The organism is Aliidiomarina sanyensis (genome assembly GCF_003987175.1).
GTDB classification, from domain to species: domain Bacteria; phylum Pseudomonadota; class Gammaproteobacteria; order Enterobacterales; family Alteromonadaceae; genus Aliidiomarina; species Aliidiomarina sanyensis.
Genome location: NZ_PIPM01000003.1, coordinates 88,045 through 101,045, shown reverse-complemented (window position 1 = coordinate 101,045; position 13,001 = coordinate 88,045). Strand labels below are relative to the sequence as shown.

The following is a 13,001-nucleotide window of genomic DNA, read 5'->3' as shown; positions in this document are numbered from 1 at the left end:
CCCTTATCTAAGCAAATAGTGAGCTTATTTCTTAGCCGCGCGACGGCGCATCCAAAGCAACGGTAGACCGAACAAGACGATCAGACCACCGAACGAACCGCGGTACCAAGGGCGGCTGCTCGAAGGGCGAACATCAACATCAACCAACGTTGAAGCAGAACGGTTACCGTCTGACACCGTCAGGCGGAAGGTCAGCTTGGTTTCTTCTGAGACCGGTGGTGCAGCGAAGTTAGCGTTCGCTGCACTGCCGCTTGAGATAGAGACGGACGGACCTGATACTTGGCTCCAGCTATAGGTCAGTGGCAAACCGATTGGGCTTGAACCCGAACCATTAAGCTGCACGATATCACCTGCGCGGACCGGAGTTGCAATTGCACTCGCGATAGCCGTCGGAGGTACATCATTGACCGTGACAGTGGCCGTGCCTTCAGGTGAACGGTTACCCGCTTCATCTTCAAGTACGTAACTAAAGGTTACTGAACCACTGAAGTCATCTGCTGCTTGATAAGCGACTACGTAGTCATCCATCAACATTAGGCTACCTGAGCTTGGCTCTTGCGTGATAACCAATTCTACGTCACCAACAGGCTCTACTGTGAACGGTACGACTGAATTGTAGGCAGTTCCATTGTGCTCAACTCGAAGCAGTGAGGTTGCCGCAATTGCAGACGCATCAACATGGCTGCTTAGGTCGATCATGACTTCTTGCGTCCGATTGACTGAAGCTGTCGTGTTGCTGGCCGATCCAAACGAAGTGACTAAGAGGTCATACTCAACGGCAAGCGACGCTTGCTCACCCGGAGTCACGACACCGAATAAGGTTGCAGGGCTTTGAGGAGTATTGCCTTGACCGTTAAAGTGGAAAGTCGCACCGACTTCTCCTGTGGCGTTCTCGAAACCAATTGAGAGGTTCTCAGGGAAGTTCGGTGAATTCACCGACGGCAAATAACGGAACGCGAAATCATCGGTGCCGCCCACATTTCCATCGTACCACCACCACATAGTAAAGGTGTGACGATCGAGCGTGCTGAGATCGGTATCGCTTTCCAGCGCATCCACGTAATCATCATACAGAACGACTTCATCCCACTGAATGATTAAGATTGGGAAACCGCCTGATGCAAGGCTGTTCTCAACGTAGATGTTTCCGCCGACATCCCCACCGAACACATAGTCAGACCAATATGGTGCAACTACGTTGTTTGGGGCATTCTCGTTCGGGAACGGCATGTTGATAAAGCCAGTGCTATGGTCCTGTTGTCCCAAGGTGACAAAGCCGTTTTCTGAAATGTTGATGGTGGAATAATTCACACCAAAATAGTTCAGACCACCACGGCCACTCACGTCGAGCGATGCGATCACTTCATCACACACTTCACCTTCGCCCGCTGAGCACGGAATCCGTGGAATGGCAGCTTCATTTGCATAGATTGGACCAATCAGACCGCGGAGGTTGACACCCGCTGCTGCTGCGCCTGCAAAACCTGCTGATGGAAGTTCAGAATCAAACTCACCAACCCACTCAAGTGAGGAACCGTTACCGGTCACACTGAACTCACCTTCAGCTCGAACTGCGGTGACAACAACTGAGTCAGGGAGAACTGTACCGACATGGTCTTCCAGACCGTCTTCTTGAATCGCCGTGTTGCTTGGGTTGGTAATAGACATCTTGATTTCACCGTTGAACGACCCATCCATTGCTGGATCGGCAACCCGCGCACGGAAGCGTGCCGGTTCACCCACGGTGACAGTTTCAGTCAGTAGCGCGTTCGCTGCGATCGCTTCGTTGTCAGACAACTGAGCAAAGACTGCGATTGGCATCCGAGCATCGGCGTAGTTACCGCTGCGATCGGTCCACACAATTTCACCAAACTGCCAGCCCTCAGAGGCGTTGGCGGTATTTAACGTAATTGTGAAGGTGGTTTCACCATCCGCTTCAACTTCGAGCACATCAACTGAAACTTCACCGAATACAGATGAATTGCCTGGGAAGCTGAACGATGGTGTCCACTCGGTATCCTCTCCTACTAAATCAGATACAGTACGTTCGAATGTGCAGGTAACGACACATGCGTTATTTGCGATCGATGCTGTATCAAAGGCGACGGCCGTGTTCATTGCCGCCGCGATGTCCAACCGGCCAGCACCCATATCAAAAGGTGTGGCTTGTGTGACACCATCTTGACGACGAACAGCGGATGTTGTGGAGGTCATCAGTACTGATTTCAGCTCATGAGCATCGAGCTCAGGACGCAATGAACGAACCAATGCCGCAGCACCCGCAACGTGCGGGCTCGCCATACTGGTACCAGAAATTGCGTTGAAAGGACCCACTCGCGGTGCATAGGCACTCAGAATGGCTGTTCCTGGTGCTGCAATATCAGGCTTCAAGAATGTACTGTCGCCATTAGGACCGCGTGAACTCGAGTTTGAAATCGCATCAACAAATTGCTGATTGATACGTGTAAAGGTCGCGCTGATGCGCGCTTGGTCACCAATTTCAAAGGCGTCTAGTATGGCTTCACCGTCTGCCTGCAAGATAGACACAGTAGGGAGGGTGGCAGCCCCCATTGATGGGGCGATAAATCCTGTTGTGTTGTTGTACAGAATCATTCCCACCGCACCAGCGTCTTGTAGGTTGTTCGCTTTGACCTCAAATGCGCATATACCTCGCTGCACGAGGGCGATGTGGCCTGTAAAACTTCCGGCCTCGAATGGGTCACAAGCTAATGCGTTCGCCTCATCAACCACCATTGTTGGCATCAAAGGTGCGACGATGTCGTCATTGATAATAAATGGACCCGAACCGATGACGGCTTCAATTCCAGTGATACCGGCTGCATCAACCTCGTTCGCGAATTCACGACCGTGCTGGCTGTTCGCAACCGCTAATCCCGACTCGATACAGGCTGGGCAACCAATGGTCCGAGGGCCAGGGCCTGAGTTACCTGCTGCAGTTGCAATCAAAACACCGGCGGCTTCCATTGCTTGGAATTGGGTCCGATAGGGAGATGAGCCTGGCAAGCCACCAGCACCACCACCCCATGAGTTGTTTACAATGTCGGCACCGTCGTTGAATGCATCTTCAAGTGCGCCAACTAACATGACGTTACTTCCTGAACCACCACCTGTTGGTGTTGCGAACAAGGCTTTATAAGTCATCAAGTATGCGCCTGGAGCGACCCCTGAAAAATTCAGTTCGACACCGTTGTAAGTGATGGTCACTTCGTTACCAACCGCTGTGCCAGACACGTGAGTACCGTGCCCGTTGTAGTCGAGTGGATCGAGTGTTTCTTCAGGGTGAATTTGGAACGTTGGCTGATACCAGCGAGCAACGATGAGTTTATCGTTACAGAACCCCTCGTTCTCGGCACAGAAATCATCGCCAGGAAGTTGATCCGAAGGAACCGGCGCGTGACCGTTTACTTGGAACATTGGATTCTCTGGACGAATGCCGTTGTCAATGACTGCGACACGAACACCAGCGCCCGCAGCAGCTCGACTTCCAACCATCTCCCATACCTCTGGAGCGTTTATCAGAGGGTTAGAAGCATCCATTTGCGTGTGATAGATCTGATGCTCATGAACGCGCACAACCCCTGGCATCTTTCGCAAGTCGCGGATAATGTCTGGCCCCGTGGCTTCAACGATCACCGCGTTGATAGTACTCGTTAGATTCCGAGTGACTTGAGCTTGCGGGAACCGTGCTTGCAGGTTACTTGCGAACTGCTGTTGTTGTTGCAACAAGTAGTCTTGATACGTGGTTACTTCAGGGGCATTCAAATTGAAGTTTTCACCGCGCTCGGCAAATGAACGTGTTGGAGCGAACCCAGGCAATTCACCGTCGTATAATGCGACAGGTGCGCCCTTCAGCTCGATGATGTAGTAGTTCGGCATCTCACGCGTCAGCTGGTTGCGATCGCGGAATTGTCCGCGGACGTCACGTCCAGTCTGATCGATAAAGATAGTCCGATCATTTGTATTGACCCGCTCGAGATTCTGGTTATGTACGTCCTTAGTGCTTGCGGAGGCCCCGAGTGCAAGGGCGGACGCAATCATCGTAGCAACCAGAGAAATTCGCGGTAATGTGTTAGTTACCTTCATCCTCAGATCTTCCTCTTATGATTATGGTGTGGCGCTCTGAGTGTCTCGTTGTATGCAAAAGTTGTATAACTTCGACATCGGACGAAGCGCCTCTTGATAGTACGGTATATTTGCGCGCTTGCGAAGCATTTTTATTCACAAATTTGCAACAGAAGTTAATTTAAAAAGTCATTAAATAATAAACAGATAGATCGAAAAGGGCGTTTTTATGGGAAAATACCTGTAACATTTTGTTACATTTATCGATCGGAATAACCTAGTTAGTAAACGCGTGGTACAGTAAATAAGCCGGTGGTTGAGACGATCGAAGGAGGCTTAAGTTGTATGCCCTTGTGAACACTTTGCCACTTACTCTCCGAAAAAATGATGGTTTTTGACATTGCTTGCACAGCCTGCTCGGTTTAGGATCAAGGATCTGTGCCCGCGATTTGCCAATGGCGCCGGGCAGTACATTGGTAATGTGAATCAACCCGAAATTAACAGCAGGTCAATGATAATGAGTTCGATCCCTCATGTAGACATGTCAGAGTATCAAAAAGACTTTGACGGATTCGTTCAGACGATTGGTCAAGGTTATGAAGTCAATGGCTTTGTTGCTTTGACCCAGCATGGAATTCCAACCGAAACCATCATGGAAGCATTGGATATCACGCGTGAATTATTTGCTCTTCCGGAAGACGTGAAGCGTAAGTATCACAAACCGGGGATCGGTGGTGCGCGAGGTTACACACCGTTTGGAACGGAAATTGCTAAAGACGCAAAGCATGTTGACCTAAAAGAGTTCTGGCATGTTGGTCGGGAAGTGGATGATGCATCTGAGTATCCACAATTGATTCCAAATATTTGGCCTTCAGAAGTACCCGAGTTTAAAGAGAAGCTGACAGCATTGTTCAATGCATTGGATGAGCTTGGGAACCAGGTCCTGGAAGGAATTGCGGTTTACCTCGGCCAGCCGCGTGATTACTTTCGGACCCGCGTGAACAAGGGCAACTCGATTTTGCGTCCCTTGCACTACCCTCCGATCGTCGAGAAGGGGACTCCTTCAGTGCGCGCAGCTGCTCACGAAGATATCAATGTAATTACCTTGTTGATCGGTTCACGTGAACCTGGGTTAGAGGTTCTGTCGAAATCAGGTGAATGGGTCCCAGTGACGATTATTGACGGGGCGATTATCTGTAACGTGGGCGATATGCTTCAACGTCTGACCAATGGTGTTTTGCCCTCGACAACGCACCGCGTGGTCAATCCTCCAGCACCATACAATGAGGTCTCTCGTTACTCGATTCCGTTCTTCTTGCACTTCAATCCAGATGTTGTGATCGACGCGCTGCCGGATTGTGTTACGGAAGAGAATCCGAAGAAATTCCCACCGATCACAGCGGACGACTATCTCATGGAACGTTTGCGTGAGATTGGGTTGGTGAAATAGGCAACTGAAAGTTGAATAGCACGAAAGGCTACCTTGAGTAGCCTTTTTTATGCAAAAAAAAGCGCCCCAGAGGATGAGGCGCTCAAAATCCGCTTTCTCTCACAACACACACTCGAAGCGTCCCCCACAAGGACAAAACGAAAATCGAGAAAGCGATACAGGGTTGCACGATGATTGCGATCGGCAAGATTCAAGGTACGTGGAAGCGAGGAGAGAAGCGATTCGCTTTACTGAAACTTTACGTATAAAAAAACCGCCACAGTGGAGTGGCGGTTTTCTATTGAGGCCTCAGTTTTTGTTAGGCCACAGACTTCGCTTTTGCTTGGGTCTTCAACGCATATTCGCGCGCTGCTTTACCTGCCAGCAAATCCGCTGGATCAAAGTCATCAACATTAATCACTTTCAAGCGGCCTTCTTCGGCACGAACGAAGAGCGCGACTTCTTCATCCGTTAGAACACCGAGCTCTTTTCCTTTCTGGCCAACTTCATGCAAGCGCATGAATGGAAGTTTTTCACCTGAGGCCTTCACGACTTTGTCGTACAGAGGCTCGACGGCAATGATGTCACGCAAGACCTGCTCGACGTAGCCAAATGGACCGCGTTCAGACAAGAACTGGCCTTCACCAAGACGATCGCGCGCTGCGTTTGGCTCCATCAACAAGCGAGCAATTTTGTGCCCGAGCTTATCTGAAGGCGCTTTTACGACACGTCCGAATGGGAACATCAGGACATTCAGGAAACGTCCGACACCACCAAAGTTCTCAAGCATGCCACGTTGGCTCTCTTGCAACTTGTACAGCGTGTCTTGCATTGCCCAGTGAACGAAAGGGAGGTCTTCTGCTGGACGACCGTCATCCTCAAATCGTTTGAGGATAGCAGAGCCAATGTAGAGGTAGCTCAGCATGTCACCGAGGCGCGCTGAAATGCGCTCACGACGCTTAAGCTCACCACCGAGTACACCCATGGCCACGTCGGACATAAATGCTAAGTTCGTACTGAAGCGCGTCATTTGACGGTAATACACAGCCGTGCTGTCGTTTGCGGGCGCACTCACAAAACGTGAGCCACCGAGACCGTACCAGAATGAACGAACGAAGTTACTAAAGACAAATCCGATATGACCGAACAGGGCTTTATCAAAGCGTTGTAGGCCCTCTTTTCCGGGCGTAGATGCGGCTTCCATCTCTTCTAAGACAAACGGATGACAACGGATCGCACCTTGACCATAGATCATCATGCTACGCGTCAGAATGTTTGCACCTTCGACGGTAATTGCAATCGGTGTGCCTTGATAGCCACGACCGAGGTAGTTGTTTGGACCTAAGCAGATCCCTTTACCACCGTGGACATCCATTGCATCGTTCATACACTCACGAAGTTTCTCGGTCATGTGGTATTTAGCGATAGCAGAGATAACCGAAGGCTTTTCACCTTGGTCAATACCGATGGTCGACATCCGAGTCACCGCATCCATCAGGTATGCGTTTCCGCCAATTCGTGCCATGGCTTCTTCAACGCCTTCCATCTTACCGATCGGTAGCTTGAACTGACGACGAATGCGAGCGTAAGCACCGGTCACCAGAGCCAGTGACTTGGCACCACCCGCACTGTTGGAAGGTAAGGTAATGGCGCGCCCGACCGACAAACACTCAACCAGCATACGCCAGCCTTTGCCAGCCATTTTCTGGCCACCGATAATAAAATCTAACGGAATAAATACGTCTTTCCCACGGATAGGTCCGTTGTGGAACGGCACGTTTAATGGGAAATGGCGCCGACCGATTTCCATCCCTTTGAGATCACGTGGGAGGAGGGCACAGGTGATCCCAAGTTCCTGTTGTTCACCGATCAGTTGGTCAGGGTCATAGAGTTTGAATGCAAGACCTACGACCGTCGCAATCGGCGCAAGTGTAATGTAGCGCTTGTTGAAGTTGAGCTTGATGCCGACCACTTCTTTGCCTTCCCACTCGCCTTTGCACACAACGCCGGTATCTGGAATTGCGCCCGCGTCTGAACCTGCCTCAGGGCTTGTTAGTGCAAAACACGGAATCTCTTCGCCGCTTGCTAGACGCGGCAAATAGTAGTCTTGTTGCTCTTTGGTTCCATAATGCTGTAACAGCTCACCCGGTCCGAGCGAGTTTGGTACACCGACGGTGCTTGCCAAAATAGTTGAATGACCGGCTAGCTTCTGCAGAATGCGCGACTGGGCATAGGCTGAAAACTCAAGGCCACCGAATTCTTTTTTGATGATCATCGCAAAGAATTTCTGATCTTTCAGATATTGCCAGACTTCAGGCGGCATATCAGCGAGTTCATGAGTGGCTTCCCAATCATCCAACATGGCACATACTTCTTCGCACGGGCCATTTAAAAATGCTTCTTCTTCAGCGGTTAATTTAGGCGCTGGGATACTGTGCAGCTTCTTCCAGTTTGGCTCACCTCGGAAAATCTCACCGTCCCACCAGACCGTTCCGGCTTCGATCGCGTCTCGCTCCGTTTGAGACATCTCCGGCATGATCTTGCGATAGACATTGAGAATGGGTTTTGTCAGTAACGAAGTACGAATAAAGCCCAGATTCAATGGAACCAAAATCACGGCGGCAATAATCCACGGAACCACAGCAAATAGTCCAAAGGCTGTGCCGATGGCCAGTAAAATAACGACCCCGACAGTGAAACTGCGCAGGGAAGCTCGATGATAAAGTAACGCGCCCAGAACGATTAGGGCAGCGATACACCAAATTGCGACACTCATCTTCAACTCCTAAGGTTTGAGGTCTGACCAGTAGCTCTAAACTAGAACAATTTTCACCTGATTGCAAGCAAAGCGTCATCGACTCATGTCCCAGTTTCCGAAGCCTGCGCGTGCGAGCGCAGTGAACTTGTCCTATGATCTACGGTCTGACCTGCCAGAAGGATTGCGAGCCGTTTATGGACGATTTGAAACAAAGGAAACCCATGCAAAAAATGTCGTATATGCAGGTACTCCAAGCCAGAAATGGCTCTATCGAAGGTCATTCCCCAAATTTGGGTCGATGGACACCGCGAGCGATTCGCACGCTGTTCAGTGTGGTCGTTCTGATGACCTCTTTTAGCGCTCTTGCGGCGGGCAAAGATGAAGACGTAGCAGAGCGAACCGACGCAGCGGAAAACAGCAGTCAAATTGCTCAAGTCATCACGCGCCCATACAAAGCCGAGTACAATCTGAGCCGTCGTGGGCGAAATCATGGTACGGCTGGCCGCGAGTTATCACGTTTGGAAAACGGAAGCTGGCGGTACGAGACGTTTTCGCGTGCATCACTTCTGTTGCTATCCGATCGACGTTTTAATGACACGGTTTTTCAGCTTGCAGAGACTCGGGTAGAGCCACTTTCGTTCGAGTATGAACGGCGTGGAACCGGTTCAAATCGACATTACAAAGTAACCTTTGATCGGGAGCAGCAAAAGCTTTTACCGGCAAACGGCGATCCGGTTACGGTAGAGTGGCAGGATGACTTGTTGGATCCGAACGCCGTGCTCCATCAGTTGCAAATTGATGTCGCCCTTGGGCAAGAGACCTTTTTTACCTATCCCCTCGTCGATGACGATGGTTCGTTATCGATCTACGAGTTCGAAATCGATAAACGTGAAGTAATTGTGCTCGGAGACCAACGAATTGAAACCATTCGCGTATCGCGTGTGCGTGAGCATGATCGTCGGCAAACCTACTTTTGGTTTGCACCAGAATGGAATTACACCTTGGTTCGGATGCAACAAATTGAAGGCGGCCGGGAAGCCGCCATGCTGAGCTTAACATCGTTGGAGTTTTTTGAATAAGCCAACGGGACTATTCGTCTGTGGCGTATCCGTGCGGCCCGAGAAGATGTCCATCGAGTGTTGCGCCCTCGCTAGTCAGCGCAAGGCGCCCAGCGCAAAACCAACGAATCACGAGTGGATAGATGCGATATTCCTGCTCGTGCACCCGAGCTTGTAAATCTTCCACGTCATCTCCCGCAAAAATTGGCACCTCGGCTTGGAGCACGACAGGCCCGCCATCGAGTTCTTCCGTGACAAAATGCACGCTTACGCCGTGCGTTTCATCACCGGCTTCAAGCGCGCGCTGGTGGGTGTGTAAGCCACGATATTTTGGCAGTAATGATGGGTGGATATTGAGGATTCGGTCCGCAAAAGCCCCCACAAAAACAGGTGTCAGCACCCGCATAAAACCTGCAAGTACAATGAGGTCTGGCTCATAGGCTTGGACTTTTTCAACCAGCGCAGCGTCATAGGCTTCACGAGTGGAAAAATCCACATGGGGGAGTGTTTCCGCAACGACCCCCGACGCTCTGGCTTTTGCGAGACCGCCTGCATCGGGTTTGTTGCTGACCACAGCGACGACATCTCCGTGGATCTGGTTGGCTTGGCAGGCTGCGATAATCGCAGCCATGTTTGTACCCGAGCCTGAGATCAGAACGACAATTCGTTTGCGCGCACCGCTCTCCATTAGACGAATTCCACCTGCGCTTCTGCGTCAAACCGGTCAGCAACTGAACCAATGACCCACGCATTTTCGCCGTGGTTTTTCAGAATTCCAACTGCGGTCTCGGCTTTTTCTGCCGGCACTGCAATCACAAGCCCTACACCACAGTTAAAAGTGCGGAACATTTCTTCCCGCTGAATATTTCCTTGCTCCTGCAGCCAGCTAAAGATGACCGGCCATGACCAGCTTTCCCGTTGAACCACGGCTTTGCAGTGTTCCGGAAGGACGCGTGGAATGTTTTCTTGGAAACCGCCGCCCGTAATGTGGGAGATCGCATGAACCGGAACCTGCTTAATTAGGTCAAGAACAGGCTTTACATAAATACGGGTCGGAGCCATCAGATGTTCAGCAAGGGATTTTCCGTGAAAGTCTGACTGCAGATCGGCACCACTCACTTCAATGACTTTACGAATCAGCGAATAGCCATTGGAGTGTGGACCACTCGAGGCCACTGCAATGAGCGCATCGCCTGCAGCGACTTTGCTGCCATCGATAATCGCTTCTTTCTCCACCACACCCACGCAGAACCCTGCGAGATCATAATCGCCAGCTTCGTACATGCCCGGCATTTCTGCAGTTTCGCCACCAATCAGGGCACAACCAGATTGCACACAGCCCTCACCGATACCGGCCACTACATCGGCTGCAACATCGACATCGAGCTTGCCAGTGGCATAGTAATCAAGGAAAAAGAGAGGCTCAGCGCCTTGAACGATCAAGTCATTTACACACATGGCGACCAAGTCGATACCCACGCTGTCGTGTTTTTTCAGGTCAATCGCCAAGCGTAATTTCGTTCCAACGCCATCGGTTCCGGATACGAGGACGGGTTGCTTGTAACCTGCAGGAATCTCACACAAGGCGCCAAATCCACCGATATTTCCCATGACTTCTTTGCGATGGGTGCGTTTGGTGACGTGCTTGATCCGTTGAACCAGAGCATTTCCGGCGTCAATATCGACACCAGCGTCTTTGTAGCTAAGCGAAGGTTTTTGTTCGTTCACGACGGGTCCTCTCGTGCCCTGATTACAGAGCGTTGGCGGGGGTGAGTTTGTCGGGGCAGTATTTTAGCAGCAGCGAGCCCTCGGATGAATGCTTTGTTGGTATTTTCCCCAACTTTTTTATTTCCAAGGGCTTGTGCCTATACTCAATTCAGCGTCAAATAAGCGACGCTCACGACCTCGATATGGGAATGACATGCCGTCTCACAGCACGCAAACAACTTCTGTGCACATCAGCCCAGCACAGCCAGAACACTTAGACGCGTTATTGGAAATTGACAGAATCTGTTTTCCGTACGACGCCATGAGTCGGCGAAGCTTACGGCGCTTTATGCAACATGAACACGGTGATTTTGTTGTTTTGCGTGACGAGTCTCGGGTGATTGGTTACGCCATTCTGCTCTTCCGCCAGGCAACGAAACTTTGTCGTTTGTACTCCTTTGCGGTGCATCCTGATTTCCAGAGCACCGGACTCGGACAGCGGCTGATGGACTATTGCATTGAGCAAGCGCGCGCCGTGCACTGCTTGTTTCTGCGAACCGAGGTCAAGGCTGACAACGAGCGGGCCTTGGAATTTTTCCGCCGTTTCGGATTTGTTCATCTCGGGTTGCGTACCGACTACTACGATGATCATTCGGACGCAGTGGTGGTGCAAAAGCAGCTGCATTTCTTTGATTCAGCGAAAGTTCCTCGCTTGGTTCCGTTACTCACGCAAAGTACAGAATTCACCTGCGGGCCGGCCAGTTTGCTGATGGCGATGGGGTGGTTTGGGATTGCGCCGGCGAACCCGCAACACGAAGAGTTGGAGATTTGGCGTGAAGCCACCACCATCTACATGACCTCGGGTCATGGGGGATGCGGCCCGCACGGATTGGCACGCGCAGCGCATCGGCGCGGCTTGCAGGTAGAGCTTTACGCGAGTCAAGCGGGTCCTGTGCTCCTTGACTCAGTTCGAAATGAACAAAAGCGCCATGTGATGACGCGGATCCAAGAAGCAGATATCGCCGCATTAAAAGCTGCGGGTGTCAAAATGCGTCATCGTGATTACGCCCTCAGCCGGTTGGAAAAAGACTTGAATGCGGGCAAACTAGTGATCGCATTGATCAGTACTTGGCAATTTGACCGCCAAAAGGCACCTCATTGGGTATTGTTGACCGCAATCGACCAAGAGTATGTGTATTTGAATGATCCTGACGATGATCTCTTGCCATGGCAAACCATCACTGAACGTCAGTATTTACCCATTCCGCGCGCTACCTTTGAAAAGGCGTTTGCTTACGGGAGTTCTCGATTGCGTGCGGCCGTGGTGCTCAGTCAACCTGAATAGAAGGGCAGATAGAGTATGGCCAAAGTTTTAGTTTTGTATTATTCCAGCCACGGACACATCGAGCGGATGGCCTACGAAGTGGCGAAAGGTGCCCAAGCGGGTGGGGCGGATGTGGATATTAAACGCGTTCCCGAGTTGGTTCCTGAAGATGTTGCACGTGCGTCAGGTTATCATCTCGATCAAGCAGCACCTGTGGCCAAGCCCATGGATCTCGTCAAGTATGATGCGATTATTTTTGGTACACCGACGCGCTTCGGAATGATGGCCGCACAGATGAAGAACTTCCTCGACCAATGCGGCGCACAATGGGCCAAGGGCGAATTAATTGGCAAAGCAGCGGGCGTTTTTACCGCCTCAGCAACACAGCATGGTGGCCAAGAGGCTGCTCTCCTGAGTTTCCACACTGTTCTCTTACACCTTGGTTTTGTTGTGGTCGGCCTTCCTTACAGCTTTCAAGGGCAAATGACGGTCAGTGAAATATCCGGATGTTCGCCCTACGGAGCGAGCACGATTGTGGGCGGGGATGGTGCCCGTCAGCCTTCGGAGAATGAATTGGCGGGCGCTTTCTTTCAAGGGGAGCACACCGCGACGATTGCACAAAAACTCATCAAGTCTTAGGGG

General features: G+C 51.1%; 8 protein-coding genes. 4 read left to right on the top strand and 4 right to left on the bottom strand.

Features of this window, described 5'->3' with window-relative positions:
* Positions 1-24 precede the first annotated feature (24 nt).
* Complete coding sequence (locus CWE11_RS04190; RefSeq protein WP_126776362.1) at positions 25-4,104, bottom strand: S8 family serine peptidase; 4,080 nt, start codon at positions 4,102-4,104, stop codon at positions 25-27.
* 496 nt (positions 4,105-4,600) lie between these two features.
* Between CWE11_RS04190 and CWE11_RS04185 the strand changes: the two genes are divergently transcribed.
* Positions 4,601-5,533: an isopenicillin N synthase family dioxygenase gene (locus CWE11_RS04185; RefSeq protein ID WP_126776361.1), complete on the top strand. Its 933-nt coding sequence runs from the start codon at positions 4,601-4,603 to the stop codon at positions 5,531-5,533.
* A gap of 298 nt (positions 5,534-5,831) precedes the next feature.
* On the opposite strand, the gene fadE is transcribed toward CWE11_RS04185, so the two are convergent.
* Positions 5,832-8,288 (bottom strand): acyl-CoA dehydrogenase FadE, encoded by a 2,457-nt coding sequence (fadE, locus tag CWE11_RS04180; RefSeq protein ID WP_126776360.1) that lies wholly within the window; start codon positions 8,286-8,288, stop codon positions 5,832-5,834.
* A gap of 203 nt (positions 8,289-8,491) precedes the next feature.
* Here fadE and CWE11_RS04175 point away from each other — a divergent pair, with 203 nt between their 5' ends.
* On the top strand, positions 8,492-9,349 hold the full coding sequence (locus CWE11_RS04175) for a DUF3108 domain-containing protein (RefSeq protein ID WP_157981285.1): 858 nt from the start codon (positions 8,492-8,494) through the stop codon (positions 9,347-9,349).
* 10 nt (positions 9,350-9,359) lie between these two features.
* Here CWE11_RS04175 and purN read toward each other — a convergent pair whose 3' ends face one another.
* Together purN and purM are read right to left on the bottom strand one after the other, a co-directional pair.
* A complete protein-coding gene (gene purN, locus CWE11_RS04170; protein WP_126776358.1) occupies positions 9,360-10,016 on the bottom strand; it encodes a phosphoribosylglycinamide formyltransferase in 657 nt (218 codons plus the stop codon).
* Positions 10,016-11,056 (bottom strand): phosphoribosylformylglycinamidine cyclo-ligase, encoded by a 1,041-nt coding sequence (purM, locus tag CWE11_RS04165; protein WP_126776357.1) that lies wholly within the window; start codon positions 11,054-11,056, stop codon positions 10,016-10,018. The genes purN and purM overlap by 1 nt, the downstream gene beginning before the upstream one ends.
* 193 nt (positions 11,057-11,249) lie before the next feature.
* On the opposite strand from purM, the gene CWE11_RS04160 reads away from it, so the two are divergent.
* Both CWE11_RS04160 and wrbA read left to right on the top strand, forming a co-directional pair.
* The gene (locus tag CWE11_RS04160) at positions 11,250-12,380 is read left to right on the top strand and encodes a peptidase C39 family protein (protein ID WP_126776356.1); all 1,131 of its coding nucleotides are present in this window, start codon (positions 11,250-11,252) and stop codon (positions 12,378-12,380) included.
* Between the two features lie 15 nt (positions 12,381-12,395).
* On the top strand, positions 12,396-12,998 hold the full coding sequence (gene wrbA, locus CWE11_RS04155) for an NAD(P)H:quinone oxidoreductase (protein WP_126776355.1): 603 nt from the start codon (positions 12,396-12,398) through the stop codon (positions 12,996-12,998).
* The last annotated feature ends 3 nt before the right edge of the window (positions 12,999-13,001 follow it).